Source organism: Qipengyuania sp. SM2507, assembly GCF_053714505.1.
The window spans coordinates 2742137-2767878 of sequence record NZ_CM132307.1; the positions used below are offsets into that span (position 1 = coordinate 2742137).

A 25742-nucleotide genomic window follows, 5' to 3' on the forward strand; every position below is an offset into this window, starting at 1 on the left:
GTTGTCCCCTCGGATCAAAGCGCGGTGTCGCCGGTCTCACCGGTGCGGATGCGGGTGGCGCTGGCGAGATCGAAGACGAAGATTTTCCCGTCGCCGATCGCCTCAGTGCTGGCGGTCTGCTGGATCGTCTCGATCACCTGCGGCGTGAGATCGTCGCTGGCGGCGATCTCCAGCTTCACCTTGGGCAGCATGTTGGTAGAATATTCGGCCCCTCGATAAATCTCGGTCTGGCCCTTCTGGCGCCCGAAGCCCTTGACCTCGGACACGGTCATTCCCGCGACCCCGATCGATCCAAGGGCTTCGCGCACCTCGTCGAGCTTGAACGGTTTGATGACGGCGATGATGTATTTCACACGGCCCCCCTGAGCTATCGCTGCCGGGCTCGTTCCCGGCGCAGAGGAGGTTTGCAAAAGCTGTGCCAAAGCCGGATTCAACGCAATATGGCGGCGAAAGGGCTAACCGGCGGGTAACTTTAGTTCAGACAGTGCCCATCAAGCAGGCGACTGCTTAAATTTCAGGCAGGTCCAATTGCGCATAAACGGGCAGATGGTCCGAGGCTACGCTGGCGAGCGGGCTGCGGTGGACATGCGCATTGTGGCAGACCCAGCTGGGCGAGGTCACGATGCGGTCGAGCCGAGCAATCGGGCCGCGGCTGGGGAAGCTCGGCCCCGGCGAGATCGCATGCCAGTCCTCGCCGAACTCGCGCATCGCGCCGGTGAATCGGCCCCATTGGTTGAAATCCCCGCCGATGACGGTCGGGCAATCCTCGGTGGTCTCGGCGATGAAATCGAGCAGCGCACGGACCTGGTCGCGGCGGCGCAGGCCCGAGAGGTCGAGATGCGTTCCGATGATGCGGATATTGCGCCCCTCGATCCGGATCACCGCATTGGCGGCACCGCGCGGCTCGAGCGTGGGCAGATGGAGCGCTTCGGCATCCTGCACCTCGCAGTCGCGCCGCACGAGAATCGCGTTGCCGTGCCAACCGATGCTGCGCGGGCGCCGGGCGATATCGACCACTTTCCAGGGATAGTCGTCGAGCAGCGCGCGCGGCAGGACGCTCGCCCTATCGCCGAAGCGCTGGTCCGCCTCCTGCAGGACGATCACATCGGCATCGATCTCGCGCAGCACCGACATGATCCGCTCAGGGTCGCATTTGCGATCACGACCGATCGCCTTGTGGATGTTGTAGCTGGCGAAGGTGAGCCGCATCGGGCGTCAGAGGAAATCCGCCAGTGTCGCCATGAAGCGGTCGAACTGGTCGTGGTGGAGCCAGTGCCCGGCCTTGTCGAATTCGATGACGCGCGCGGTGTTGAAATTGTCGAGCCGCCCGTCGCCCTCGGGATTCGAGGCCCAGCTGTCGGCACCATAGAGCAGCAATGTCGGCGCGGTGATCGCCGCCCAGGTCTGGTGGAGGAATTCGTCGGCCACGTCCTCGACCGGCCAGACGTTGAGATGCGGGTCGAACTTCCAGGTGTAGGTGCCATCCTCGTTGCGGTTGACGCCGTGGACGGTCAGATGCCGGGCCTGTTCCTCGGTGAGGTAGGAGTTCTCCTCGATCATCCGTTGGAAGGCGGTCTCGATGCTCTCGTATTTGCGCGGGCTGCGCGCGGAGGCGGCGCGTTTCTTGCCGATCCATTCCTGCAGCCGCTCGGGATAGGGGGTCGCGCGCATTTCCTCCTGGCGCTTGGGGCTGGGCCCGAGGCCTTCGATGGCGACGAGCTTGGTGACCATGTCGGGGAAGGTCCCGGCATAGCGCAGCGAGACGTTGCCGCCCATCGAATGGCTGACGATGGTGACCGGCCCGACGCCGAGCTGATGGATCAGCTGCGCCAGATCGTAGACCATGTCGCTGGTCTGGTAATTGCCGTCGCTGACCCAGTCCGAATCGCCATGGCCGCGATGGTCCATCGCGATGACATGCCAGTCGTCGCGCAGCTGCTCGGCCACCCAGTCCCAGCTGCGCGCATGATCGCGCCCGCCATGGACCAGCACCAGCGGCGGCTTGCCGCGATTCCCCCAGTCGACGTAATGCAGCCGCAGGCGCTGCGAGATGAAGGTTTGCGATGTGGGTCCGGAGTGCGTCATGGGCGACCCCATGCCGGGAAGCCGCAGCCCCTGCAAGTCAGCGCTCCTTGGTCCCCGAGAAGACCAGGCCGGGGTTCTTTTCTTCCTGATAGGTCACGTCCCATGGGCTCTTGGCCATGAACACCAGATCTCCATCGCGGTCGCGCGCCAGATGCGGGCGGTTGAACTTCTCGAAATCGTCGAGCGCGGCCTGCTCGCCCTTGAGCCAGCGCGCGGTCGAGAAGGGTGCCATCTCCAGCCCCGCCTCGACCTTGTATTCGGCTGAAAGCCGCGAGACGAGCACCTCGAGCTGGAGCTGGCCGACCACGCCGACGATCCACTGCCCGCCGATCTCGGGGTAGAACACCTGGATCACGCCTTCCTCGGAAAGATCGTCGAGCGCCTTCCTGAGCTGCTTGGTCTTGGTCGGATCCCGGAGCTGGACGCGGCGGAGGATCTCGGGCGCGAAATTGGGCAGGCCGGTGAAGCGCAGCTCGTTCTTCTCGGACAGCGTATCGCCCACGCGCAGGGTGCCGTGGTTGGGGATGCCGATGATATCGCCCGCCTCCGCGGTGTCGGCGATCTCGCGATCCTGCGCGAAGAACAGGATCGGCGAATGGATCGCGATCGGCTTGCCCGAGCCCGAAGGAGTCAGCTTCATGCCGCGTTTGAAAGTGCCCGAGACCTGCCGCATGAAAGCGATCCGATCGCGGTGGTTGGGGTCCATATTGGCCTGGACCTTGAAGATGAACCCAGTGACCTCGTCGCGCTCGGGGCTGATCTGTTGGTCGCCGGCGGGCTGTGGGCGCGGCGGTGGCGCGATCCTGGCGATCGTATCGATCAGCTCGGTGACCCCGAAGCTCTTGAGTGCCGAGCCGAACAGCACCGGGGTGAGATCGCCATTGCGATAGGCCTCGAGATCGAATTGCGGATAGCCGATCTGCGCGAGCTCGATTTCCTCGGCGAATTGCGCGGGGATTTCCGGATCGCAATCGCGCTTGCCCTGGAATTCCTTCGACGGACCTTCGGGCCGGGCGACGCAGCCGGTGGCGAAATCGAGCACGCCCTCGAACTGCCCGCCCATCCCCACCGGATACATCTGCGGCGAGACATCGAGCGCGAGCATATCGGCAATCTCGTCGAGCAGCTCGAACACCGGGCGGCCCTCGCGATCGACCTTGTTGACGAAGGTGATGATCGGGACGGAGCGCAAGCGGCAGACCTCGAACAGCTTGCGGGTCTGCGGCTCGATGCCCTTGGCCGCGTCGATCACCATGATCGCCGAATCGACCGCGGTCAGCGTGCGATAGGTGTCTTCCGAGAAATCCTCGTGCCCGGGCGTGTCGAGCAGGTTGAAGGTGATGCCGTCACGTTCGAAGGTCATCACGCTCGACGTGACCGAGATGCCGCGCTGCTGTTCGATCTTCATCCAGTCCGACCGCGCCCGCCGCGCCTGACCGCGCGCCTTGACCTCGCCGGCGAGATGGATCGCGCCGCCTTGCAGCAGCAGCTTCTCGGTGAGCGTGGTCTTGCCCGCATCGGGGTGCGAAATGATCGCGAAGGTACGGCGGTTGGAGGTCATGTTCTGTCTTACCGTTTGCGTTGCGAACCCAAAGGCCGTTTTTGCTGAGCCTGTCGAAGCACGTTTTGCGTAAACCAGCCCCGCTAGCCCTTCGACAGGCTCAAGGCGAACGGTGAAGCGCTAAGGCTCGCGCGCGATGCGGAATCCGGCGTAGCTCTGGCTCACCGGCATCAGCTCAAGCGTATTGATGTTGAGATGCGGCGGCAGTTCGGCGACCCAGCGGACGGTCCCGGCGATATCCGCCGCGGTCATCGGCTGCGCGCCGCCGTAGAGTTTCTCGTGAGCATCCTGGTTGCCACCGGTACGCACCAGGGTGAATTCGGTCTCGACCATGCCCGGTTCGATCGCGGTGACGCGCACCCCGGTACCGTGAAGATCGGAGCGCAGGCCGAGCGTGAACTGGCTGACGAAGGCCTTTGTCCCGCCATAGACGTTGCCGCCCGGATAGGGGTAATTCGCCGCCACCGAGGAGAGGTTTATGACCGCACCCTTGCGCTCGATCAGCCCCGGCAGGAGCTTGTGAGTGAGCGAGACCAGCGCGGTGACATTGGTCGCGATCATGGTCTTCCAGTCGGCCAGATCGCTCTCCTGCGCGGGCGACGTGCCCAGCGCGAGCCCGGCGTTGTTCACCAGCAGGTCGATATCGGCGAACTCGCGCGGCAGGGCATCGAGCGCGGCATCGCGCGCAGCTTCGTCGGTCACGTCGAAGGCGGCGGGATGGACCTTGTCCGCGCCAAGCTCGTCGACCAGCGCCTGCAAGCGTTCGGCCCGCCGACCGGTCGCGATGCAGCGCCAGCCGCCGGCGACCAGTGCGCGCACCGTGGCCTCGCCGATCCCCGCGGTGGCGCCGGTGACGAGGGCGGTCCGGCTCATGCCCGCAGCTCCGCGCCGAGTTTCGCCGCACTGGCGATCACCTTGTCGGAGATCGCTTTTATCTCCTCGTCGGTGAAGCTCTTGTCGCCCGGCTGCAAGGTGACTTCGACGGCGACCGATTTGTGGCCTTCAGGGACGCCCTGCCCGGTGAAGACGTCGAACACCCGCGCTGCGACGATGGCCTGCTTGTCCGCGCCGCCGACCGCGCGCAGCAAATCGCCTGCAGCGAGCCCGAGGGGGAGGAGGAACGCGAAATCGCGCGTCACCGCCTGCAGCGCGGGCGGCGCATAGGCGGCGCGCGCGAAACTCGGCTTGCCCTTCTTCGCGGGGATCGCATCGAGGAAAATCTCGACCGCCATCACCGAACCGTCGAGATCGAAGGCCTTGAGCGTCGCGGGATGCAGCGCTCCGAAGCGCGCCAGCACGTTCTTGGGACCAAGCCGAAGCGTGGCGGATTGCCCGGGATGGAATTGGTCGCCGGCCTCACCCATCACCATCAGATTGGCAGTGGGAGCACCGGCGGCCTCAAGCAGCGCAAGCGCTTCGGCCTTGGCGTCAAAGGCGTCGAAACTCGCTGCCTTGCCGCTGGACCAGCTTCGCGCGGTCCTGTCGCCCGCCAGCACCAGCCCGAGCGTCGCCCGTTCATCGCTGGCGCCAGTCTTGCCGCGGAAGTAGCGGCGGCCGATTTCGAACAGCCGCGATCCACTGAGACCACGGTCCGCATTGCGCGCGGCGGCGGCGAGCAATCCCGGCAGCAGCGAGGGACGCATCGCCTTCATGTCCTCGCTGATCGGATTGTCGAGCACCCAGAGCTCGTTTCCGTCTGCGAAGTGCTCGGCCTGCACAGTGGGGAGGAAGGACCAGGTCACCGCCTCGTTGAGCCCGCGCGCGGCGGCTGCACGGCGCAGCTTGCGCTCGAGCTGCTGCGCCGGCGTGGCGGTGGGCCGCGCAACACCCCATTCGTTTTCATTGGCGGGGCGCGGCAGCGGCACGCTTTTCACCTTGTCGAGCCCGTGGATGCGGACCACTTCCTCGACCAGATCGGGGGCTCCCTCGATATCGTGACGACGCAGCGGGACGGTAACCTGCCAGTCGTCCGCCACGCCGAATTCGAGCGCCTCGAGAATGCGGCGCTGTTCGGCCGGCGCCACATCGACGCCACCAAGCCGCGCGGTTAGCATTGGATCGAAGGCGATCCGCTTTGCTTCGGCGGGCGGCGCTCCGGCGCGCACCACCGTGCTCGGCTCGCCGCCGCAGCAGGTCAAGATCAGATCGGTCAGCAGCGCCAGCCCATCGTCGAGGAAGGCCGGATCGACTCCGCGCTCGAACCTTGTGCGCGCATCGCTGGCTAGGCCGAGCTTGCGCCCCGCCACCCCGATCCGCTCGGGGTCGAAATAGGCGATCTCGAGCAGGACGCCGGTGGTGCCCTCGCTGGCGCCCGAATGCGCCCCGCCCATGATCCCGGCGATGTCGTGAACCCGGCTGTCGTCCGCGATCACCGTCATGCTGTCGTCGAGCGTATAGGTCTTCTCGTTGAGCGCCTCGATCTGTTCGCCCGCCACCGCACGCCGCGCGACCATGGCACCCGAAAGCGTCGCTAGATCGTAGACATGCGCCGGTCGCCCGCAGGCGAGCATCAGGTAGTTGGTGCAGTCGACAAGCGCGGAAATCGGGCGCTGCCCTGCAGCGAGCAAGCGACGCTGCATCCATTCGGGCGAACTGCCATTGGCGACCCCGCGGATCACGCGGCCGTAGAAGGCCGGACAGCCCTCGGGGTCCTCGGTGCGGATTTCGACCGGACAGTCGTAAGTGCCCTCGATCGCGGGCACCTCGACCGGCTTGAAACTGCCGAGCCCCGCCGAGGCGAGATCGCGCGCGATCCCCATCACGCCCATGCAATCGGGCCGGTTCGGGGTGATAGCGACATCGAAAACCGGCGAGGCGGAGTGGTAGTCGGCGAAGCTCGCGCCGACTGGCGCATCCTCGGGCAATTCGATGATCCCTTCATGCGCATCGCCCAGCTCGAGTTCGCGCACCGAGCACATCATACCGTTGGATTCCTGCCCGCGGATCGCGCTCTTGCGCAATTCCATGCCGTTGGACGGTACGACCGCACCCGGCAGGCCGAGCACGCCCTTCATCCCGGCGCGCGCATTGGGCGCGCCGCAAACGACCTGGAGCGGCTGGCCGTCACCGCTATCGACGGTGAGCACCTGGAGCTTGTCGGCATCGGGATGCGGCAAGGCGGTGAGGACCTGGGCGACGCGGAATCCCGCAAGCCGCTGTGCCGGGTCCTCGATCCCCTCGACCTCGTGACCGACCGCGTTGAGCGCGGCGGCGATTTCGGCGGTCGAAGCCTCGGTGTCGAGGAAATGCCGCAGCCATTCGAGCGAGAACTTCATGCGCGCGCTCCCACACCGCCCGAAAGCGTCGGCTGGTCGAAGGGCGAGAAGCCGTAATGCGCCAGCCAGCGCTGGTCGCCGTCGAAAAAGGCGCGCAGATCGTCCATCCCGTATTTGAGCATCGCCAGCCGGTCGACCCCGACCCCGAAGGCGAAGCCCTGCCATTCTTGCGGATCGAGCCCGGCGAATTCGATCACGCGGGCGTTGACCATGCCGCTGCCGAGCAGTTCCATCCAGCCATGGCCGGGGGCATCGCCATCACCGCCCAGCGCGCGGCGGCCATCGACATCTTTCCAGCCGACATCGACTTCGACACTGGGTTCGGTGAAGGGGAAATAGGAGGGCCGCAGTCGAAGCACGATATCTTCGCGCTCGAAGAAGGCCTTCAAGAAGGTCTCGAGCGTCCATTTGAGATGGCCGAGATGGATGTCGCGATCGATCACCAGCCCCTCGATCTGGTGGAACATCGGGGTGTGGGTGGCATCGCTGTCGGAGCGATAGACCCGGCCCGGCGCGATCAGCCGGATCGGTGCGCCCTGCTCGACCATCGCGCGGATCTGCACCGGCGAAGTATGCGTGCGGAGCAGCATCCGGTTGCCCTGCGCGTCGCGATCCTGCTCGCCGAAATAAAAGGTGTCGTGCATCGCCCGCGCCGGATGGGTTTCGGCCATGTTGAGCGCGGTGAAATTGTGCCAGTCGTCCTCGATCTCCGGGCCGGTCGCGACCGAGAAGCCCAGATCGGCGAAGATCTCCGCCAGCTCATCCATCACCTGGCTGACCGGGTGGACCGATCCGGCCGGGGTTTCGGGTGCGGGCAGCGTCAGGTCGAGCACTTCGGTCGCCAGCCGCCGCTCCAGCTCCGCCGCCTCGAGCGTGGCCTTGCGCTCGTCGAGCGCTTCGGAAACGCGGGTGCGCATGCCCTGCAGCCGCGGCCCTTCGACCTGCCGCTCCTCGGGGCTCATCTTGCCCAGCGTCTTCATCAGCTGGTTGAGCCAGCCCTGCTTGCCCAGCGCCTCCACCCGGATCGCCTCGACCCCGGCGAGATCCCCGGTACGGTGAAGCCGCTCGAGAGTGTCGGCGATGGTCTGCTCGTGGTCGCTGGTGATGTCGCTGGTCATATAGGGGGGCTCGCTAGCCGAAAGCCGGACAAAGAAAAAGCGCCAACCCCGGGAGGGGCGGCGCTATTTCCTCTCGCGGATGCGAAGATTCAGGCGGGAAGCGCGCCCTTGGCCTGCTTGATGATCGCACCGAAGGCAGCGCTTTCATTCATGGCCAGGTCGGCCATCACCTTGCGATCCAATTCGATGCCGGCAAGCTTAACACCGTGCATGAACTGCGAATAGGTCAGGCCCTCGGCGCGGACCGCTGCGTTGATGCGCTGGATCCACAGGGCGCGGAAGTTGCGCTTCTTAACCTTGCGGTCGCGATAGGCGTACTGACCGGCCTTTTCGACCGCCTGACGCGCAATGCGAATGGTGTTCTTGCGACGACCGCGATAGCCCTTGGCCTGGTCGAGTAGCCGCTTGTGCTTCTGGCGTGTGGTCACGCCGCGTTTGATGCGAGGCATATCTCTTTCTCCTTAAAGCGGGGGCTCAGCCGAGCCCGTAGGGGGCCCATTTCTTCACCGCGGCCCAATCGGCCTTGGAGAGAAGCTTGGTCCCGCGCTGCTGGCGGATATACTTCGCATTGTGGCTCATCAGCCGGTGGCGCTTGCCCGCGACACCGTGCTTGACCTTGCCCGTGGCGGTGAGCTTGAAGCGCTTCTTGACGCCGCTCTTGGTCTTCAGCTTGGGCATTTTCATCTCCTTTGCAGAGACACGTCGAACCAGCCCTGGCAGCCCTTGTCGCCAGGCCGGCACATGAATTACGTGTCGGTGAAGCTCGCGCACATAGCCAATTCGTCCGGAAAGGCAAGCATCAGAAGTGGCTGAGGTAGCCGCCATCGACCGCCAGCGTCTGCCCGGTGACATAGCTGGCGGCGGGCGAGGCGAGGAAGACGACCGCACCGGCGACCTCCTCGGGCTGTCCCCAGCGACCCAGCGAAGTCCGCCGCACAAGGTGCGCCGCCACCTCGGGATCGGCGACCATCGCAGCATTGGCCTCGGTGGCGAAATAGCCCGGCGCCACCGCGTTGACGGTGATCCCGCTCCCGCCGAGCTCGGCGGCAAGCGCGCGCGTCAGCGCGGCGAGGCCACCCTTGCTGGCGGTGTAGAGCACATCCCCGCGCGCGATATCCGCCGCGATCGAAGTGATATTGACGATCCGCCCATAGCCGCGCGCCTGCATCAGCGGCGCGGCGCGGCGCGCAAGATCGAAGGGGGCGACGAGATTGGTGTCGAGCATCGATGCCATGTCGCTGCGACCAAGCTCGGCGAGCGGGCGCCGGTCGCGCTGGCCGACATTGTTGACCAGGATGTCGAGCCCGCCCGTCGCCGCGATTCGTGCGAAGGCCGATTCGCTGGCCGTATCGTTGCCTATATCGAAGGCCAGAGTGCGCGCGAGCGGACCGATATCCTTGGCCGCCGCTGCCAGCGCATCCTCGTCGCGGCCGTTGAGCCAGACGCTCGCTCCGCTCTCGGCCAGTCCGCGCGCGATGGCGAAACCAAGCCCGCGCGCCGCTCCGGTGACCAATGCTACGCGATTGTCCAGGGGTGGTGACCAGGCCATGTCAGTGCTCGTAGATAATCTTTTTCGTCATGCCACCGTCGATGTTGAGATGCTGTCCGGTCACGAAGCCCGCGTGGTGCAGATAGGCGACCGCCTCGGCGATGTCCTCGCAAGCGCCGATCCTTCCGACCGGGTGCTGCTTGCGATCCCTCGGGCGATGCTCGGGTTCGCTACGCTGGCCGGCCTTCTGCCACGGTCCCGCCTCGATCCACCCCGGGCGGATGGCGTTGACGCGGATGGCCGGGCCGAGCGAGACCGCCAGAGCATGGGTCAGCGCATCGAGCCCGCCCTTGGCGGCGGCATAGGCGAAGCATTCGGGCTCGCTCATGACCGCACGGGTCGAGGAGATGTTGACGATGCTCGCATTCTCGCTGCGTTCGAGCAGCGGAACCGCAGCCCGGCTGCAGAGGAAAGCCGCGGTCAGGCTCGCGTCGATCCAGCCCTGCCAGGCGGAGAGCGAGAGGTCCGCCAACGGACCGCAATAGGGGTCGGCGATCCCGGAATTGTTGACCAGGCAATCGAGTGCATCCTCACCCAACCATTCGCCGATTCGAGCGAAGGCGCGGGTGACCTCGCCTTCCTTGCCGACATCGCAGGTCAGCAGCAGCGCTTCGGAGGCGGGGAGTGCCGCGCGCAATTCGGCCAACGCCTCGGCATCCTTGTCCAGCCCGGCAACACGCCACCCGAGGCCGTGGAAATGAAGGAGAGTGGCACGGCCGATGCCGTTGCCTGCGCCGGTTACGAGGATAGTGGTCATGCCCGGCAAACGAACCGCCGCACGCTCAGTGCCCGTGCCCGTGCGCGTCGTTGCGCCCCATCGCCTCGAGAACATCCTCGAGCCGCGCCGGCTCGCCGAGCGCAAGCACGCGTCCGTCGCTGGCGGCGTGGAGCGGTTCGCCCGACCAGTCGCACATGGTTCCGCCCGCCCCTTCCACGATGGGAACCAGCGCGGCAAAATCGAACAGCTCGAGCCCGGCCTCGCACACCACATCGAGATGGCCCGAGGCCAAAAGCCCGTAATTGTAGCAATCGCCGCCATAGACGATCATGCCCTGCCGCTTGTCCTGCGCCACCGCCTTGGCGAGCGCCATGTAATCATCGGCTTCCTCGCTGGAGAAATAATGCGGGCTGCTGGTGGCGAGCACCGCATCAGCGAGGCGGCGGCAGGCGCGGGTGCGCGCGACCTGCCCGTTGAAGGTCGTCTCGTGCCCGATCCGCCCGACCCAGCGCTCCTTCGCGATCGGCTGGTCGATCACCCCGAGCACGGGCCAGCCGCCTTCCATCAGCGATACCAGCGTCCCGAAGATCGGGCGCCCGGCCATGAAGCTGATGGTCCCGTCGATCGGGTCGAGCACCCACTGGCGCCCGGCGCTTTCGTTGCTTGTGCCGTATTCCTCGCCGACGATGCCGTCATCGGGCCGCTCGGCCTCCAGGATTGCGCGCATCGCCGCTTCGGCGGCGCGATCGACCTCAGTCACCGGCGAGGAATCGCCCTTGCGCTCATCGGTCCAGGGCCCGCGGAACAGCGGCCGGATCGCCGCGCCCGCCGCATCGGCAAGGCGGTTGGCGAGCGCGAGATCGGCGCTGCTCGCCATCTCAGTCGAACAGGCTGGAAACGCTGCTTTCGTCGGCGATGCGGCGCACCGCCTCACCGATCAGCGGGGCGATGGTGAGGATACGCAGGCGGTCGGAATCATTGACATCGTCGGTCGGCCGGATGGTGTCGGTGATGACCAGTTCCTTGAGCGCCGATTTGTTGATCCGCGCGATCGCGCCGCCTGACAGCACGCCATGGCTGATATAGGCAGCGACGCTCGAGGCGCCCTGCGCCAGCAGGGCCTCTGCGGCGTTGCAGAGCGTGCCGCCCGAATCGACGATATCGTCGATCAGGATGCAATGCCGCCCCTTCACCTCGCCGATGATGTTCATCACCTCGCTCTCGCCCGGGCGGTCGCGACGCTTGTCGACGATCGCGAGCGGGGCGTTGTCGAGCCGCTTGGCCAGCGCGCGCGCGCGGACCACGCCGCCGACATCGGGGCTGACGACCATCAGGTCCTGGTCGCCGTAGCGCGCCTGGATATCCGCCGCCATCACCGGAGCGGCGTAAAGATTGTCGGTCGGAATATCGAAGAAGCCCTGGATCTGCCCGGCGTGGAGATCGACCGCCAGCACCCGGTTCGCGCCCGCCTCGGTGATCAGATTGGCGACCAGCTTGGCCGAGATCGGGGTGCGCGGTCCGGGCTTGCGGTCCTGGCGGGCGTAGCCGAAATAGGGCACCACTGCGGTGATCCGCCGCGCCGACGCGCGGCGCAGCGCATCGATGCAGATCAGCAGTTCCATCAGATTGTCATTGGCGGGATAGCTGGTCGACTGGACCACGAAGACGTCCTCGCCGCGCACGTTCTCGTGGATCTCGACGAAGATTTCCTCGTCGGCGAAGCGCCTGACGCCGGCATCGACCAGCGGCATTTCGAGATAGGCCGCGATCGCGCGGGCGAGCGGCAGGTTCGAGTTGGCGGCCATGATTTTCATGCGAACGAATCCCTGTCAGCGCGTCGCGCAACGACCTAGCCGAGCGTCACGCGATTGCAACACGCGGCGGGCCGGTTTCCGGCAAGTTCCGTGGGGCATGCGCGGGAGGATTGTCGCGCCCACGCCCCGCCTAGCGCGTCTTGTGCTCGCCCTTGATCCAGCGCACGGTGCCGCTGCTGGCGCGCATCACGACGCTCTCGGTCGTCATCAGCCCGCCGCGGCGGCGCTTCACGCCCGCCAGCAGCGATCCGTCGGTCACGCCGGTGGCGGCGAAGATGCAGTCCCCGCGCGCCAGCTCTTCGAGCCTGTATATCCGGTCGAACTCCTCGTCGGGGATCCCCAGCTTGCGCGCGCGGCCCTTCTCTTCCTCGTTGCGGAACACGAGGCGACCGTTGAACTGGCCGCCGACGCAGCGCAGCGCCGCTGCCGCGAGCACGCCTTCGGGGGCGCCCCCCTGGCCCATATACATGTCGATAGTCGTGTCTTCGTCGGTCACCGCGATAACCGCCGCCACATCGCCATCGTCGATCAGCACCACGCCGCAGCCCAGCGCGCGCAATTCGGCGATGAGATCGGTGTGGCGCGGACGGTCGAGGACGCAGACAATGATCTCGGAGGGTTCGACGCCCTTGGCCTTGGCCACCGCGCGAACGTTGTCGCTGGGCGATTTGGCGAGATCGATGATCCCCTCGGGATAACCGGGACCGACCGCCAGCTTGTCCATATAGGTGTCGGGCGCGTTGAGCAGATCGCCTTCCTTGGCGGCCGCCAGCACCGCCAGAGCGTTGGCACCGGCCTTGGCGGTGATGGTGGTGCCTTCGAGCGGGTCGAGCGCGATGTCGATCTTGGGGCCCTTGCCCGGCGCGCCGCCGACCTTCTCGCCGATATAGAGCATCGGCGCCTCGTCGCGCTCGCCCTCGCCGATCACGACGGTCCCATCCATATAGAGTTCGTCGAACGCCTTGCGCATGGCTTCGACCGCTGCGGCATCGGCGGCCTTCTCGTCGCCCCGACCAACCAGCTTCGACGCGGCGATCGCGGCGGCCTCGGTCACTCGGACCATTTCGAGGACGAGAATACGGTCGAGCGGGTTGTCGGCGGGCAGGTTCATAATCGGTTCAGTCCCCAAAGCGAGTTTGGCGCGCGGATATACAGGGAGCATGGCAATGTCGAGACACGCGGGCGCGCTCGCCGCCTTGTTGGTGCTCGGCATCGGCCAGCCGGCAGTGGCGCAGGAGAGCAGCCCGCCCCAGCGAATCGACCTGCTCGTGACCCAGGCGGTCGAGGAAGAGGATGAGGAGAGCTCCGCGGTGCCCTGCGTCCAGGACGATTACGCCACCTTCGTATCGGGCGAGATCGTGGTCTGCGCCCGGCGGGGGGAAAACACCGACGGCGTGTGGGACAAGGGCGAGTGGGAGCGACGCCATGCGGCCGAGACCATGAACCAGGGCAATCCCCAAGCCCCCGAAGCGTTCGGCATCCCCAATCACGGCACGGTGGTGGCGCGCGGCTGCTTTATCGGGCCGTGTCCGCCACCGCTGGCGATCATGATCGCCATCGAGGCCCTGCCCGAAGCACCCCCCGGATCGGATGCGGATCGGATCGCGCGTGGCCTGGCCCCGCTTGGAAGCGGCGGTGACGCCGGGCGTCGGCCCGCGTCGCCTGTGAGAGAGGGCGAGCTGGGCCTGCCTCCGCCACCCGATTTCGACGAGGAGGCGGTCAGTCCCGCAGAATCGGAAGGACCAGCGGCGGAGCGGTAAGGCTGGCCGAGCCTTCGAGCAGTTCGAGCGCTCTGGTCACGCAGCGTTCGGGCCCTTCGTGGGTGACCATCGCCACCAACACTTCGCCGCCATTGGCCGAACGGCCCTGCTGGATCAGGCTTTCGATCGAGAGGTCGGCATCGCGCATCGCGGCGGTGATCTCGGCCAGCACGCCGGGGCGATCGGCGACCGTGAAGCGCAGATAGTCGCGGCCCACCCGGTGCCCGGGATCGGCGGCTTCGAGCGGTTCGAGATCGGCGACCGGCACCGAGAACGGCAGGCCGGTGTCGCCGCGCGCGATATCGACCAGATCGGCGACCACAGCGCTCGCCGTGGGTCCGTCCCCGGCACCCGCGCCCTGGAACAGCAGGCGACCCGAGAAATTGCCCTCGACCACCACCGCATTGGTGGGCCCGGTGACATGCGCCAACGGGTGGTTCTTGGGGACGAGGCAGGGGCGCACCCGCTGCAGCAGGCGAGGCGCGCCATTGCCCTGCGTGTCGCAATCCGCGACCCCGACCAGCCGGATGACGAAGCCCAGCGTCTCGGCACGCGCAATATCGGCGGCGCCGACCTCGGTGATCCCGCTGATCGCGACCGCGTCGAAATCGATCCGCGAGCCGAACCCGATCGCAGCGAGGATGGCGAGCTTGTGCGCCGCATCGACGCCTTCGATATCGAAGCCGGGATCGGCCTCGGCAAAGCCCTTGGCCTGCGCCTGGGTCAACACATCGTCGAAATCGGCCCCGCTGCGCTCCATTTCCGAGAGGATGAAATTGCAGGTCCCGTTGAGAATGCCCGAAATACGCTCGATCCGGTTGGCGGCGGCGCCTTCGCGCAGGCCCTTGACCACCGGGATACCGCCAGCGACCGCCGCTTCGAATTTGAATGCCGCACCATTGGCTTCGGCGAGCTCGGCGAGCTCCATGCCGTGCAGTGCTACCATCGCCTTGTTGGCGGTGACCAAGTGGCGGCCCTTAGCGAGCGCATCGCGGGCCAGCGTCAGCGCCGGACCGTCGGAGCCGCCGACCAGTTCCACCACCACATCGACATCCTTGCGAGCAGCCAGCGCGGTCATATCGTCCGCCCAGTCGTAGGCGCTCAGATCCACGCCGCGGTCGCGCGACCGGTCGCGGGCCGACACCGCGACGACTTCGATCGGGCGGCCCGCGCGCTGGGTCAGGGTTGCGCCGTTGGTCTCGAGCAGCCGCAGCATCCCGGTCCCGACCGTGCCCAGCCCCGCAAGCGCGATTCGCAGCGGCTCAGCCATGGACCGCTGCTCCGACCGGAAACCCGAAGGCTTCACGCAACGAATCGGGGATCGTTTGCGGCCGGCCGGTGGCGAGATCGACATGCACCTGGACCAGCACGATCTCCGCCCGGAGGTCGTCCGCAACGGAATCTTCGGCGTCGCCATCGACGCCGTGCAACGCGATCCGCATCGCCATGCTGGTGTTATCGATCCGCTCGACGCTCAACCGCCCCTCGACCAGCTCTTCCGAGCGTATCGGACGGATGTAATCCACCTCCGCGCGGCGGATATGGAATTCCAGATCGCCGGGTAGGCCATGCGCGCGCCGGTCGCGGAAAAACTCGCTCACCAGAATGTCGGCATATTCGAGATAGCGCGAGTTGAAGACGACCGCCTGCGGGTCGACCTCGGCATAACGCACGCGGAAACGATGGGTAAAAAGCTTGTCCATGGGAGCGCGCCTAGCCCAAGGCAGGGGCGCGCGTGAACCAGTTTGTCTTGGCGCGAGGCTAGCTGCGGTTGCGCTCGCACGGGCCGAGGCGGGCCATCACCAGCGCATAATCCTCGGCGGCGCGGGCGCGGCTTTCCTCGTCACGTGCCAGGTTCGTCTCGGCAGGCAGTTGCTCGGGCAAGGCACAGGCGAGCCGGTACCAGGCCAGAGTTCCCACCTCGGGCGGACGGGCCGCCTGATCGACGATCTCGGTCCAGGACACGCCCCAGCGCGGCTCCATCCCGGGACGCCGGACGACGGTAACAGACACCGGTCCGTCATTGGCGGTGTCGAGAAACAGCTGGGTTTCCGATTCCCCGGTCAGCGTTCCGGCGATCGACAGGGCATCGCGCACCCCGGTCACGACCGGAGGACGATCGGCGCTGGCCAGTTGCGCCAGAACCGGGCGCAGCCGGCTCTCGAGTTCGGGAGTGGCCGCGAGCTGCGCGCGCGGGTCAACCAGCTGCACTTCGCGCGGACGGTTCGGCACCGGGCGGGCGAACAGCACCACCTCCTTCTTCTTCAGCTTGGGAAGCTTGCCCCTGGCGTCGAACGGCACATCGACGAGATAGCGCAAGGATTCCCCGATCGGCACATTGCCCGAGAGCAGCGCCAGCGTCTCGGCCTCGATATAGAGCCGCGCAAAACCCGCAGCGAGCCCCGGCGCACGCTCGGCAGAGACCTGGGCCTGCTGCTTGATCCGCGCCCGGATAACCAGCGGCGTGCCCTCGGCAAGATCGACCAGATCGGCATAGGTCAGGCCTGTGCCAGCAGCGGGAGCGGCAGCAGCCGCGGAAACCGCCGGGCGAGACTGGGCGGACAGCGGCGTGGCTACTATCGCGAGGCAGGCGGCCAAGGGCAGCAGGAATGGGTGTCGGGCGTTGATCATCTGAGGATTTCCAATACGGAACGGCGAAACTCCACCGGCTTGTGAAATCAAAATGGTGGAGCGCGCCGCCCGTTCCAAGCCGAGATGCGCTGAATCCGGGGTTAACCGATAAAGGGTTTGCGGTGCATAGGCATGATGGGTAAAGGACCGGCCAGACCGAAGCGCATGATATAAAATTGCTTTGGCGGGTTCGCGGTGGGACATTTCGGAAACCTTTTGGGCCCTTGGTCCTTTAGAATACCGATGGAGTGCTGACGGATATTTTTTTGGCACCTTGCGACGCTGTTCGTGGCAAGGCGCTTTAATCGCCGGAGCATTCCGGCGTGGACGATGGAGTGATGCGACCGAATGGCTTATGCTGACCAACAGATGAGTGGCAATCGCGTGATCGCGATTATCATCGTTGCTCTGATTCATATTGCTCTCGGTTACGCGCTGATCACCGGTCTTGCCTATGAGGCGGCGACCAAGATGATTGAGCGTGTGACGACGATCGATGTTGAAGAGCCGCCGCCCCCGGAGCCGGAGGAAGAACCGCCGCCCCCCGAGCCTCAGCCCGATACGGCGCCGCCGCCTCCGGTTGCTCCGCCACCGCCGATGAATATCGCAACGCGGCCGCCGGACATCCGGACCCAGGTAACGATTCCGCCGCCCGCACCGCCGGCCGTGCGGATTCCGCCGCCCGCTCCGGTAGCTGCGCCACGTCCTGTGCCGCCGCCGCCGCCGCCGCCGCCTTCACAGGCTCGCGACGCGTCGCCTAGCAACCTGAACAGCTGGGCTGGCCGGATCCAGAACGACTATCCGTCGCGCGCACTTCGTCAGGAAGAGCAGGGTACGGTGAACATGCGCATCACGATCGGTGCAAATGGTCGTGTCGAAGGATGCTCGGTTGTGGGAAGCTCCGGCTCGAGTGCGCTTGACGATGCCGCGTGCCGGGGAATGCAGCGTTATGCGCGCTACAACCCCGCACTCAACGCGGCAGGCAATCCGATCTCGTCGACGACGACGCAGGCGATCCGTTACGTTTTGCCGGACTGACCGGCGTACCAATCTAATTTGACCTTTATCGAAAAGGACCATTCGCTATGATTACTCAAATTCTTGCCGTCGCGGGCGAAGCGGCACCGCAGAACCAGTTCGGCTTCATGGAAGCCATGGAACAGGGCGGCGTTATCGCCTGGTCGATCTTCACCGTGCTCGTCATCATGTCGGTCGGCTCGTTCTACATCCTGTTCACCAAGCTCTTCGAGCAGAACAAGATCATGCGTCAGTTCAAGGATGTGCAGGGCTCCTTCTGGAAGACCAGCAGCCTCAAGGAAGGCGCCACCAAGCTGGAAAAGAACAGCGCCTGGCGTCAGCTGGTCGACGACACGGTTCAGGCCGACGAGCAGCATGGCAAGATGACCGACAGCCTCGAAGCCCATGAGTGGCTGCACGGTTCGCTGGCGCGTTCGGAAGCCTATGTGAATGCAAGGCTGGCCGGCGGTCTGCCGTTCCTCGCTTCGGTCGGCGCAACCGCACCGTTCATCGGCCTGCTCGGTACCGTTATCGGTATCTATCGCGCCCTGATCAACATCGGCCTCGCCGGTTCGGCCTCGATCGACAAGGTCGCCGGCCCGGTCGGTGAAGCCCTGATCATGACCGCCATCGGCCTGCTGGTCGCGGTTCCCGCGGTGCTGGCCTACAACTGGCTGCAGAGCCGCAACCGTCGCATTGCCGAGCACCTCTCGGCCTTCTCGACCGATCTGCTCGCCTATGTCAGCTCCAAGGGTACGGTGAAGCCGAACACGATGACGTCGAACTCGACGACGACCGCTGCCAAGGCCTCGGCCGCTCCGGCTGCTGCGCGTCCCGCCACGGCGACGACGACGGCCAAGCCGATGAGCGGCGGTTCGACCCCGACGAGCACGATCAAGAAGTAAGACAGGATCGGGTCGGGCGCCCAGCGTCCGACCCGGCCTCTTTTCACCATCACGCAATTCAAGCTACGGACAGGATAGGCCATGGCGGTTCAGGTAGGCGGCGGCACCGAAACGCCGATGTCGGACATCAATACCACCCCACTGGTGGACGTGATGCTCGTGCTTCTCATCATCTTTCTCATTGCGGTTCCCGTCGCGATTCAGACGATCGAGAAGCTGCGCATCCCCATTTTCGAAGCGGTGGAATCGAACGACAAGGTTGAAAACCTGCTGCTGACGGTCAGCACCACCGACCAAAACGGATTGGCTGCAGGCGAACCTGGCTTTGCTGGCGCATCGCGCGAGGGTCAGTGCCGGGTCTATTTCAACAACATCACCCCGGTCAGTTCCGAGGAACTGTACGATCAGGCCTTCGAACGGCTCGATGCCATCGTGCAGCGCGCCGGCGGCCCGGAAGAGATCATGAAGGATCCCGAGCTCATCCCGCAGGTTCACATCCGCGGCGATGTCAACGCACCGTGGTCCTGTGTCGCGGGCGCGATCTACAACGTCCAGGCGGCCGGCTATCCGACCGTCGGCTTCATTTCCAACCCGGTCGACCCGAACGGCTAAGCCGTCGCTCGCGTAGAGACTTCAGGAGTAATCAATCATGGCAATGTCAGGCGGCAAGGACGATGGCGCCCCGATGCTCGAGATGAACATGACGCCGTTGATCGACGTCCTGCTCGTTCTCCTCATCATGTTCATCATCACTATCCCGGTTGCGACGCATTCGGTCGATATCGACCTCCCGCAGCCCAGCGATGTGCCGGTGAACCCGGAAGATATCGACCCGATCAAGAACAAGATCGTTCTTACCCAGACGGACGAAATCCTCTGGAACGGCGATGCGATCAATGAGGGCGAACTCGTCCGCAACCTCAATGTCACCCGCGAGATGGCGCTCGAACCCGAGCTGCAGTTCGAACCCGAAGCCCTCGCGAGCTACGAGCTTTCGGCCCGTGTGCTCAACGTGATCAAGGCCAGCGGCGTGACGAAGTTCGGCTTCGTCGGCAACGAACGCTACCGCACCTTCGGTGCCGGTGGGACCGTGGCGCAGTAAAACGCGGCGAGATCTGCAAACACACGGAAAAGGGCGGCTTCGGTCGCCCTTTTCTTTGCCCGCGACAAACGCTCGGCAACATCGGCGAGTATCGCCCCCCCATATCGACACTCACGTCCCGTCTGAAGGCTCCTCGACGCGCATCGCCGCGCTCGCCAGGCTCTCCGCCTCGAGCAGCAATTCGTCGTCCACCGCGCCTTGCGGGGTGGCCTCGCGGCCGATCATTACCATCACCGGCACCGCCAGCGGGCTGACCCGGTCGAGCTCGACATGGACCAGCTGCTCGGCGGCGCGGTCGAGCAGGCTGCCCAGCCTGCCGACATCGGTCATCCTCGTGCGGGCATCTGCCCAGGCTGCCTCGAGCAGGACATGGTCGGGCTCGTATTTGCGCAGCACGTCGTAAATCAGGTCTGTCGAGAAGGTAACCTGCTTGCCGGTCTTGCGCTTGCCCGGATGCTGGCGCTCGACCAACCCGCCGATCACCGCCACCTCGCGGAAGGCGCGGCGAAGCAAATGCGAATTCTGCACCCAGTCGATGAATTCGTCCTGGAGGATGTCGGGCGACAGCAGCGGCGCGGGGTCCAGCACCGGCTTCAGCCCCCAGACCGCGAGCGAATAGTCGTTGGCGACGAAACCGCCCGGGAGCAGCCCGCGATCCTCCATCCGCCGCGTGATCAGCATGCCGAGCGACTGGTTCGCGTTCCAGCCCTCGAAGGTGTAATAGACGGTGTAGAACCGTCGGCCATGCGGGAAGCTCTCGACCAGCAATTGCCCCGGCCCCGGCATTTGCGAGCGCCAGTCCTGCACCTCGAGCCATTCGCGGACATCGTCGGGGAAACGCGCCCAGCCCGCGCGGTCGACCAGCATGGCGCGCACCCGCTCGGCCAGATGCGTAGTCAGCGGCAGGCGCTGCCCGCCATAGCTGGGGATCATCGCCGAGGCCTTCGAGGCTTTCACCAGCACTTCCATGTCTTGCAGCTTGACCACCTCGAGGCTCATGCCGGCGAAAGCGAAGGTGTCGCCCGGCGACAGCGAGGCGGCGAAGCGTTCCTCGACCTTGCCCAGCGAGCGCCCGCCGCGCCCGCCCCGCGCGCTGATCCGCACTTCGAGCATCTCGCTGTCGATGATGATCCCGGCGTTCATCCGGTGCCGCGCAGCCTGCTCGGGATGGGACAGCCGCCAGACGCCCGCGCGGTCGCGGGTGATGCGCTTGAACTTGTCATAGGCCTGCAGCGAATAGCCGCCGGTCGCGACAAAATTGAGCACCCGCTGCCAGACAACTTCGTCGACCCAGGCGTAGGACAGGCTGGATCGTACCTCGGCGAGCAGTTCGTCCTCCTGGAACGGCGCGGCGCAGGCGCAGGCCATGACATGCTGCGCCAGCACGTCGAGCCCGCCGGGGCGGAAATCTTCGCCATCGCGCTGGCCCTCGTCGACCGCCTCCTTGGCGGCGGTCGCCTCGAGGAATTCGAAGCGGTTGCCCGGAACCAGCAGCGCGCGGCTGGGCTGGTCGAGCCGGTGGTTGGCGCGCCCGATCCGCTGGAGCAGCCGCGAGGAGCCCTTGGGCGCACCCATCTGCACGACGAGGTCGATATCGCCCCAGTCGACCCCGAGATCGAGGCTGGCCGTGCAGACCAGCGCGCGCAGCTCGCCGCGCGCCATCGCTCCCTCGACCTTCCGCCGCGCCTCCTTCGAGAGCGAGCCGTGGTGGATCCCGATCGGCAGCGTGTCCTCGTTCACATCCCACAGGTTCTGGAAGATGTACTCGGCGAGGAAACGCGTGTTGGTGAAGACCAGCGTGGTGCGGTTGGCGCGGATCGCCGCGTAGAGCTGCGGGATCGCCCATGTCGCGGCGTGACCGCCCCAGGGGACGCGCTCCTCCTGCGGAAGCAGGATCTCGACCTCGGCGGGGGCGCCCTCCTCGCCCTGAACCAGCGCGACGCTGTCGATATCGCCCCAGGGCGCCAGCCATTCGCGAAACACCTCGGGCTCTGCCACCGTGGCCGACAGCGCGGAGCGGCGCATGGCGGGCGCGATTCCCTGCAGCCGTGCCAGCGCCAGCGCCAGCAGATCGCCGCGCTTGCCGGTGGCGAAGGCGTGGACCTCGTCGATCACCACCCGCTTGAGGTTGGCGAACAGCTCGAGGCTGTCGGGGAAGGAAAGCAGCAGCGACAGGCTCTCGGGGGTGGTCAGCAGGATGTGCGGCGGACGGGTGCGCTGGCGCTTCTTGCGATCCGACGGGGTGTCGCCGCTGCGGGTCTCGACCCGGATCGGCAGCCCGATCTCCTCGATCGGGGTGAGCAGATTGCGCTGCACATCATGCGCCAGCGCCTTCAGCGGCGAGACATAGAGCGTGTGCAGCCCTTCTGGCGGCGCGGCGCCTTCCAGCCGCGAAGGTGCGAAATCCGCCAGCGTCGGGAGGAAACCGGCAAGAGTCTTGCCCGCTCCGGTATCTGCCACCAGCATGGCATGATGGCCCGCATCGCTGGCGGCCAGCATCGCGGCCTGGTGATCGCGCACCCGCCAGCCGCGCGCGGCAAACCAGGCGGCGATTTCGGGGGGAGGCGAGCGCGTGGTCACTCTGGCACAGCGCCGGAGGCTGCGCTGCGTTCCGGACGCGCTGGCGTCAGCCCGTCGGGCCTCCACGCGTCGCCGGCCCTCAGTGCCCTACGCTCGCCCCGCGCTCGAGCCCCGAGAGCGCCAATTGCTCGTCGATCTGCGCCAGCAGCTTGTCGAGGCCCTGCTGGCTGTCGCTCTCGGCGCGCGCGACCAGCACGTCCTGCGTGTTCGAGGCGCGCAGCAGCCACCAGCCGTCGGCGCTGGTCACCCGCACGCCATCGGTGGAATTGACCTCGGCGGTGCTGTCGGCGAGCCGCGCCTTGACCTCGTCGATGGCGGCGAACTTGCGGCTCTCGTCGACCTGGAAGCGCATTTCCGGCGTGTTGATCATCGCCGGCATCGCCCCGCGCAATTGCGTCACCGACCGCCCCAGCCGCGCGCTGGCGGCCATCAGCCGGACCCCGGCATAGAGCGCGTCGTCATAGCCGTAATAATCGTCGGCGAAGAACACATGACCGCTCATCTCGCCCGCGAGCGGGCTGCCGACCTCCTTCATCTTCGCCTTGATCAGCGAGTGGCCGGTCTTCCCCATCAACGGCTCGCCGCCGCATTGCGCGATATGATCGAACAGCGCTCGACTGGCCTTCACATCTGCAATCACGGTGGCCCCATTATGACGCTTGAGAGCATCCTCGGCGTAGATCATCAGCAGCTGGTCGCCCCAGATGACCCGGCCCTCGCCGTCGATCGCGCCGATCCGGTCGCCATCGCCATCGAAGGCGATCCCGAAATCGAGCCCCTTCTCGAGCACAAGCGCGCGCAGATCCTCGAGATTGGCCTCGACCGTGGGATCGGGATGGTGGTTGGGGAAATTTCCGTCGACCTCGGTGTAGAGCAGGTGATGCTCGCCCGGCAGCCGAGCGGCGAGCTGCACCAATGCGGGGCCGGCAGCGCCATTGCCCGCGTCCCAGCCGATCCGCATAGCGGCGAGCGCTTGCGGGTCGACCCCGTCGAGCCCCGCCAACAACCGGTCGATATAGGCGGGCATGATCTCGCGGGTTTCGGAGGTACCGACGCCATCCATCCATTCGCCCGCCGCGGCGCGTTCCCCGAGCCTTGTGATATCGGCGCCAAAGAACGGACGCCCCTGGAATACCAGCTTGAAGCCATTGTAATTGGAGGGGTTGTGGCTGCCGGTTATCTCAATGCCGCCATCTATCTGCTCGTCTGACGCCTCGGCGTAATAGAGGATCGGGGTCGCCGCCATGCCGATCCGCACGACATCGCAGCCGCATGCGTTGAGCCCCTCTACCAGCGCATGTTCGAGGATCGGCGAGCTGACCCGCCCGTCGTAACCTACCGCCACCGTGCTGCCGCCCGCTTCGCGCAGCATCGAGCCGAACACCCGCCCGATCGCGCGGGCATCGTCGGGGCCGAGCGTTTCACCGATGATCCCGCGAATATCGTATTCGCGCAGCACGCTGGGGTCGAATTGGTGGCTCATTGGGGCGGCTCCGGCGGTTCCTGAGGGATATTGTCCTGTGGCAAATGCGCAAGCAAGAGGTCGCGCGCGGCGTTGACCTCGGCGAGTTTGGCGGTGCTGCCGCCTCTATCCGGATGCAATATGGCAGCCATGCGACGATGCGCATCGCGAATCTCGCTGCGGCTCGCCCTCGGGCTGACCCCGAGCAGGCGCCGCGCCTGGGCGAGCTGCCGCCCCCCGGCAGAACGGGTCTGGAGATATTGCCACGGCCATTTGCCGAGCAGCAGGCGGCAGGCCAGCGCGATCACCACCGCGATGACCAGCAGGCGCATCATGCTGCGGCCGCCTCGGTCCCGGCCAGCCCGGGGAGCCGCAGGCTGGCGACCAGCCCGCGCAATTCCTGCCGCGCGACCAGATGGCTGGTCCCCAGATCGCCCAGATGACCCTTGTCGAGCAGCGTCAGCCCGGAGGGGAACAGCTCGCGATAGACCACCCGCTCGGACAACCCCTTGGCGACGCGGAAGCCGACGCGCTTGGCCATTTCGCCGAGCGCCTTTTCGAGCCGCGCCATGTTGCGCGCCTCGGTGTAACCGGTGCGGTTGCGGACCACGACCCAGTCCATCGGCGGACGGTTCTCCTCAATCTGCATCCGTCCGCGCTTGATCCGCGCTTCCCAGATCAGCTCGGCGTAGAAGGACAGTTTCTTGACCTTGAAGCTGTCGCCCTCGACCTGGCCGATGAGATCGAAATCGACGAAGCTGTCGTTCATCGGGGTGACCAGCGTATCGGCCTGTCCGGCGCTGTGGCGCGCGAGCGGATCGTCGCGGCCGGGCGTGTCGACGAGGATGAAATCGGCGCCTTCGGCCTTCTCGGCTACCAGCGCCTCGAATTCTCCGGCATCGCAATCGCCGACCACATGGCATTCGGCGCCGGGCAGATCGATCCCGCGCTTCTTCGCGGTTTCGGCGCGGTTCTCGAAATAGCGATCCATCGTGCGCTGGCGGTGATCGAGATCGAAGGCCACCACCCGCTTGCCCGAATAGGCCAGCGCGACCGCGATATGGACCGCGGTGGTCGACTTGCCCGTCCCGCCCTTCTCATTGGCGAAGGTGATACGGTGCGGGCGGGTCGAGGGCACGAGGGGGCGTTCCTTACAGCTTAGTGGGCATTTTGGTCGGTTTATCGGTGCAGGCTTAGCGGCTAGAGCACCAGTGTAATCGCCTTACTGGAGGGGCATAGCGCGTGCAAACCATCACTCGGCTGGACATGTTGAGAAGCGCCGTGGTCGCGCTGCGCCGCAGCGGCGCGAGCGTGGCGCTGGTGCCGACCATGGGCGCTCTGCACGAGGGACATCTGAGCCTGATCCGCGCCGCGCGCAGCCAGGCCGATCACGTCGTCGCCTCGATCTTCGTCAACCCACGCCAGTTCGGCCAGGGCGAGGATCTGGACGCCTATCCGCGGCAGATGGAGCGCGATGCGAAGCTGCTTGAGGCCGAAGGGGTGACGCTGCTGTGGGCGCCCGCGCCAGATGAGGTCTACCCCGAGGGTTATGCGACCAATATCACGGTCTCGGGGGTGAGCGCGGGGCTGTGCGGCGCCGACCGGCCGGGCCATTTCGACGGGGTCGCCACCGTGGTCTGCAAGCTGTTCAACCAGGTCCTGCCCGACATGGCCTTTTTCGGCGAGAAGGACTGGCAACAGCTCGCGGTGATCCGCCGGATGGCGCGCGATCTCGACCTGACCCAGCCGCCGGTGGAGGCAATCCACTCCATCGCGACGGTGCGCGGAACCGACGGCCTCGCGATGAGCAGCCGCAACGCGTATCTCACCCTCGAACAGCGTGAGAACGCCACCGCCCTGCCCCGCGCCATGCGCGAAGCGATCGCGGCGATCGGCGCGGGAACTTGTGTTGGCGATGCCCTCGACACCCTGCGCGCCACCTTGCTGGCGAGCGGCTTCGACAGCGTCGACTACACCGAACTGCGCGATGCCGACACGATTGAACCGCTCGACAGATCGCGAACCGGCACACGGCTGTTCGTGGCCGCAAGGATCGGCGGCACCCGCCTTATCGACAATATGGCTGTGTAAGCTGAGCGCTTCGCCAATGGCGGGACGAGGCTGCGCCAAAAGGTAGAGCGGGTAGCGGGATTCTGAGCCGCTTT

General features: G+C 66.1%; 27 protein-coding genes. 6 read left to right on the top strand and 21 right to left on the bottom strand.

From position 1 onward, the window contains the following. Positions 1 to 14: 14 nt before the first annotated feature. From ACWIKC_RS13320 to glpX, 14 genes are all read right to left on the bottom strand, one after another. Positions 15 to 353: a P-II family nitrogen regulator gene (locus ACWIKC_RS13320; protein WP_067609850.1), complete on the bottom strand. Its 339-nt coding sequence runs from the start codon at positions 351 to 353 to the stop codon at positions 15 to 17. A 154-nt stretch (positions 354 to 507) separates the two neighbouring features. Beyond that, positions 508 to 1209 (bottom strand): endonuclease/exonuclease/phosphatase family protein, encoded by a 702-nt coding sequence (locus ACWIKC_RS13325; RefSeq protein ID WP_454597929.1) that lies wholly within the window; start codon positions 1207 to 1209, stop codon positions 508 to 510. Between the two features lie 6 nt (positions 1210 to 1215). Next, positions 1216 to 2085: an alpha/beta fold hydrolase gene (locus ACWIKC_RS13330; protein WP_454597930.1), complete on the bottom strand. Its 870-nt coding sequence runs from the start codon at positions 2083 to 2085 to the stop codon at positions 1216 to 1218. A gap of 37 nt (positions 2086 to 2122) precedes the next feature. Then, a complete protein-coding gene (locus ACWIKC_RS13335) occupies positions 2123 to 3646 on the bottom strand; it encodes a peptide chain release factor 3 (RefSeq protein ID WP_454597931.1) in 1524 nt (507 codons plus the stop codon). A gap of 120 nt (positions 3647 to 3766) precedes the next feature. Beyond that, complete coding sequence (locus ACWIKC_RS13340; protein WP_454597932.1) at positions 3767 to 4519, bottom strand: SDR family NAD(P)-dependent oxidoreductase; 753 nt, start codon at positions 4517 to 4519, stop codon at positions 3767 to 3769. Continuing rightward, on the bottom strand, positions 4516 to 6921 hold the full coding sequence (pheT, locus tag ACWIKC_RS13345; RefSeq protein ID WP_454597933.1) for a phenylalanine--tRNA ligase subunit beta: 2406 nt from the start codon (positions 6919 to 6921) through the stop codon (positions 4516 to 4518). Before pheT ends, ACWIKC_RS13340 begins: the two co-directional genes overlap by 4 nt. Further along, positions 6918 to 8039 carry a phenylalanine--tRNA ligase subunit alpha gene (gene pheS, locus ACWIKC_RS13350; protein WP_454597934.1) on the bottom strand — a complete coding sequence of 374 codons (1122 nt, stop codon included), beginning with the start codon at positions 8037 to 8039 and terminating at the stop codon, positions 6918 to 6920. The genes pheT and pheS overlap by 4 nt, the downstream gene beginning before the upstream one ends. A gap of 89 nt (positions 8040 to 8128) precedes the next feature. Continuing rightward, on the bottom strand, positions 8129 to 8488 hold the full coding sequence (gene rplT, locus ACWIKC_RS13355) for a 50S ribosomal protein L20 (RefSeq protein ID WP_454597935.1): 360 nt from the start codon (positions 8486 to 8488) through the stop codon (positions 8129 to 8131). 25 nt (positions 8489 to 8513) lie between these two features. Further along, a complete protein-coding gene (rpmI, locus tag ACWIKC_RS13360) occupies positions 8514 to 8717 on the bottom strand; it encodes a 50S ribosomal protein L35 (RefSeq protein WP_454597936.1) in 204 nt (67 codons plus the stop codon). 121 nt (positions 8718 to 8838) lie between these two features. Next, positions 8839 to 9588, bottom strand: coding sequence for an SDR family oxidoreductase (locus ACWIKC_RS13365; RefSeq protein WP_454597937.1), 750 nt, complete (start codon positions 9586 to 9588; stop codon positions 8839 to 8841). A gap of 1 nt (position 9589) precedes the next feature. Continuing rightward, positions 9590 to 10345, bottom strand: a complete 756-nt coding sequence (locus tag ACWIKC_RS13370; protein ID WP_454597938.1) for an SDR family NAD(P)-dependent oxidoreductase — start codon at positions 10343 to 10345, stop codon at positions 9590 to 9592. A gap of 25 nt (positions 10346 to 10370) precedes the next feature. Beyond that, positions 10371 to 11183, bottom strand: a complete 813-nt coding sequence (locus tag ACWIKC_RS13375; RefSeq protein ID WP_454597939.1) for an inositol monophosphatase family protein — start codon at positions 11181 to 11183, stop codon at positions 10371 to 10373. A 1-nt stretch (position 11184) separates the two neighbouring features. After that, a complete protein-coding gene (locus ACWIKC_RS13380; RefSeq protein ID WP_454597940.1) occupies positions 11185 to 12120 on the bottom strand; it encodes a ribose-phosphate pyrophosphokinase in 936 nt (311 codons plus the stop codon). Positions 12121 to 12250: 130 nt separating this feature from the next. Next, positions 12251 to 13231 carry a class II fructose-bisphosphatase gene (glpX, locus tag ACWIKC_RS13385; protein ID WP_454597941.1) on the bottom strand — a complete coding sequence of 327 codons (981 nt, stop codon included), beginning with the start codon at positions 13229 to 13231 and terminating at the stop codon, positions 12251 to 12253. A 55-nt stretch (positions 13232 to 13286) separates the two neighbouring features. On the opposite strand from glpX, the gene ACWIKC_RS13390 reads away from it, so the two are divergent. Continuing rightward, on the top strand, positions 13287 to 13880 hold the full coding sequence (locus ACWIKC_RS13390) for a hypothetical protein (protein WP_454597942.1): 594 nt from the start codon (positions 13287 to 13289) through the stop codon (positions 13878 to 13880). Here ACWIKC_RS13390 and ACWIKC_RS13395 read toward each other — a convergent pair. From ACWIKC_RS13395 to ACWIKC_RS13405, 3 genes are read right to left on the bottom strand one after another with little or no spacing between them, the layout of a single operon-like run. Continuing rightward, positions 13840 to 15150, bottom strand: a complete 1311-nt coding sequence (locus ACWIKC_RS13395) for a homoserine dehydrogenase (protein WP_454597943.1) — start codon at positions 15148 to 15150, stop codon at positions 13840 to 13842. The genes ACWIKC_RS13390 and ACWIKC_RS13395 overlap by 41 nt on opposite strands. Further along, complete coding sequence (locus ACWIKC_RS13400) at positions 15143 to 15583, bottom strand: acyl-CoA thioesterase (RefSeq protein WP_454597944.1); 441 nt, start codon at positions 15581 to 15583, stop codon at positions 15143 to 15145. The genes ACWIKC_RS13395 and ACWIKC_RS13400 overlap by 8 nt, the downstream gene beginning before the upstream one ends. A gap of 58 nt (positions 15584 to 15641) precedes the next feature. Continuing rightward, positions 15642 to 16511 carry a hypothetical protein gene (locus ACWIKC_RS13405; RefSeq protein ID WP_454597945.1) on the bottom strand — a complete coding sequence of 290 codons (870 nt, stop codon included), beginning with the start codon at positions 16509 to 16511 and terminating at the stop codon, positions 15642 to 15644. Positions 16512 to 16859: 348 nt separating this feature from the next. Here ACWIKC_RS13405 and ACWIKC_RS13410 point away from each other — a divergent pair, with 348 nt between their 5' ends. From ACWIKC_RS13410 to ACWIKC_RS13425, 4 genes are all read left to right on the top strand, one after another. Then, the gene (locus tag ACWIKC_RS13410) at positions 16860 to 17549 is read left to right on the top strand and encodes an energy transducer TonB (protein WP_454597946.1); all 690 of its coding nucleotides are present in this window, start codon (positions 16860 to 16862) and stop codon (positions 17547 to 17549) included. A 47-nt stretch (positions 17550 to 17596) separates the two neighbouring features. After that, positions 17597 to 18433, top strand: coding sequence for a MotA/TolQ/ExbB proton channel family protein (locus ACWIKC_RS13415; RefSeq protein WP_454597947.1), 837 nt, complete (start codon positions 17597 to 17599; stop codon positions 18431 to 18433). Positions 18434 to 18514: 81 nt separating this feature from the next. Next, on the top strand, positions 18515 to 19045 hold the full coding sequence (locus ACWIKC_RS13420) for an ExbD/TolR family protein (protein ID WP_454597948.1): 531 nt from the start codon (positions 18515 to 18517) through the stop codon (positions 19043 to 19045). 37 nt (positions 19046 to 19082) lie between these two features. Next, on the top strand, positions 19083 to 19535 hold the full coding sequence (locus ACWIKC_RS13425; RefSeq protein ID WP_454597949.1) for an ExbD/TolR family protein: 453 nt from the start codon (positions 19083 to 19085) through the stop codon (positions 19533 to 19535). Between the two features lie 111 nt (positions 19536 to 19646). Here the strand turns inward: ACWIKC_RS13425 and ACWIKC_RS13430 are convergent, their stop codons facing one another. The 4 genes from ACWIKC_RS13430 to ACWIKC_RS13445 all read right to left on the bottom strand — a co-directional run bounded on the left by ACWIKC_RS13430 (position 19647) and on the right by ACWIKC_RS13445 (position 24715). After that, complete coding sequence (locus ACWIKC_RS13430) at positions 19647 to 22115, bottom strand: ligase-associated DNA damage response DEXH box helicase (protein WP_454597950.1); 2469 nt, start codon at positions 22113 to 22115, stop codon at positions 19647 to 19649. Between the two features lie 79 nt (positions 22116 to 22194). Further along, on the bottom strand, positions 22195 to 23598 hold the full coding sequence (gene pgmG / locus ACWIKC_RS13435; RefSeq protein WP_454597951.1) for a phosphoglucomutase/phosphomannomutase PgmG: 1404 nt from the start codon (positions 23596 to 23598) through the stop codon (positions 22195 to 22197). Continuing rightward, positions 23595 to 23912, bottom strand: a complete 318-nt coding sequence (locus tag ACWIKC_RS13440) for a J domain-containing protein (protein ID WP_454597952.1) — start codon at positions 23910 to 23912, stop codon at positions 23595 to 23597. Before ACWIKC_RS13440 ends, pgmG begins: the two co-directional genes overlap by 4 nt. Next, the gene (locus ACWIKC_RS13445) at positions 23909 to 24715 is read right to left on the bottom strand and encodes a division plane positioning ATPase MipZ (protein ID WP_454597953.1); all 807 of its coding nucleotides are present in this window, start codon (positions 24713 to 24715) and stop codon (positions 23909 to 23911) included. Before ACWIKC_RS13445 ends, ACWIKC_RS13440 begins: the two co-directional genes overlap by 4 nt. A gap of 104 nt (positions 24716 to 24819) precedes the next feature. On the opposite strand from ACWIKC_RS13445, the gene panC reads away from it, so the two are divergent. Further along, the gene (gene panC / locus ACWIKC_RS13450) at positions 24820 to 25668 is read left to right on the top strand and encodes a pantoate--beta-alanine ligase (protein ID WP_454597954.1); all 849 of its coding nucleotides are present in this window, start codon (positions 24820 to 24822) and stop codon (positions 25666 to 25668) included. Positions 25669 to 25742 lie beyond the last annotated feature (74 nt).

Excerpts from the sequence above, each read along its gene's own strand:
- ACWIKC_RS13325 (WP_454597929.1), bottom strand. The coding sequence starts at position 1,209 with ATGCGGCTCACCTTCGCCAGCTACAACATCCACAAGGCGATCGGTCGT.
- ACWIKC_RS13330 (WP_454597930.1), bottom strand. The coding sequence starts at position 2,085 with ATGACGCACTCCGGACCCACATCGCAAACCTTCATCTCGCAGCGCCTG.
- ACWIKC_RS13335 (WP_454597931.1), bottom strand. The coding sequence starts at position 3,646 with ATGACCTCCAACCGCCGTACCTTCGCGATCATTTCGCACCCCGATGCG.
- ACWIKC_RS13340 (WP_454597932.1), bottom strand. The coding sequence starts at position 4,519 with ATGAGCCGGACCGCCCTCGTCACCGGCGCCACCGCGGGGATCGGCGAG.
- pheT (WP_454597933.1), bottom strand. The coding sequence starts at position 6,921 with ATGAAGTTCTCGCTCGAATGGCTGCGGCATTTCCTCGACACCGAGGCT.
- pheS (WP_454597934.1), bottom strand. The coding sequence starts at position 8,039 with ATGACCAGCGACATCACCAGCGACCACGAGCAGACCATCGCCGACACT.
- rplT (WP_454597935.1), bottom strand. The coding sequence starts at position 8,488 with ATGCCTCGCATCAAACGCGGCGTGACCACACGCCAGAAGCACAAGCGG.
- rpmI (WP_454597936.1), bottom strand. The coding sequence starts at position 8,717 with ATGCCCAAGCTGAAGACCAAGAGCGGCGTCAAGAAGCGCTTCAAGCTC.
- ACWIKC_RS13365 (WP_454597937.1), bottom strand. The coding sequence starts at position 9,588 with ATGGCCTGGTCACCACCCCTGGACAATCGCGTAGCATTGGTCACCGGA.
- ACWIKC_RS13370 (WP_454597938.1), bottom strand. The coding sequence starts at position 10,345 with ATGACCACTATCCTCGTAACCGGCGCAGGCAACGGCATCGGCCGTGCC.
- ACWIKC_RS13375 (WP_454597939.1), bottom strand. The coding sequence starts at position 11,183 with ATGGCGAGCAGCGCCGATCTCGCGCTCGCCAACCGCCTTGCCGATGCG.
- ACWIKC_RS13380 (WP_454597940.1), bottom strand. The coding sequence starts at position 12,120 with ATGAAAATCATGGCCGCCAACTCGAACCTGCCGCTCGCCCGCGCGATC.
- glpX (WP_454597941.1), bottom strand. The coding sequence starts at position 13,231 with ATGAACCTGCCCGCCGACAACCCGCTCGACCGTATTCTCGTCCTCGAA.
- ACWIKC_RS13390 (WP_454597942.1), top strand. The coding sequence starts at position 13,287 with ATGTCGAGACACGCGGGCGCGCTCGCCGCCTTGTTGGTGCTCGGCATC.
- ACWIKC_RS13395 (WP_454597943.1), bottom strand. The coding sequence starts at position 15,150 with ATGGCTGAGCCGCTGCGAATCGCGCTTGCGGGGCTGGGCACGGTCGGG.
- ACWIKC_RS13400 (WP_454597944.1), bottom strand. The coding sequence starts at position 15,583 with ATGGACAAGCTTTTTACCCATCGTTTCCGCGTGCGTTATGCCGAGGTC.
- ACWIKC_RS13405 (WP_454597945.1), bottom strand. The coding sequence starts at position 16,511 with ATGATCAACGCCCGACACCCATTCCTGCTGCCCTTGGCCGCCTGCCTC.
- ACWIKC_RS13410 (WP_454597946.1), top strand. The coding sequence starts at position 16,860 with ATGGCTTATGCTGACCAACAGATGAGTGGCAATCGCGTGATCGCGATT.
- ACWIKC_RS13415 (WP_454597947.1), top strand. The coding sequence starts at position 17,597 with ATGATTACTCAAATTCTTGCCGTCGCGGGCGAAGCGGCACCGCAGAAC.
- ACWIKC_RS13420 (WP_454597948.1), top strand. The coding sequence starts at position 18,515 with ATGGCGGTTCAGGTAGGCGGCGGCACCGAAACGCCGATGTCGGACATC.
- ACWIKC_RS13425 (WP_454597949.1), top strand. The coding sequence starts at position 19,083 with ATGGCAATGTCAGGCGGCAAGGACGATGGCGCCCCGATGCTCGAGATG.
- pgmG (WP_454597951.1), bottom strand. The coding sequence starts at position 23,598 with ATGAGCCACCAATTCGACCCCAGCGTGCTGCGCGAATACGATATTCGC.
- ACWIKC_RS13440 (WP_454597952.1), bottom strand. The coding sequence starts at position 23,912 with ATGATGCGCCTGCTGGTCATCGCGGTGGTGATCGCGCTGGCCTGCCGC.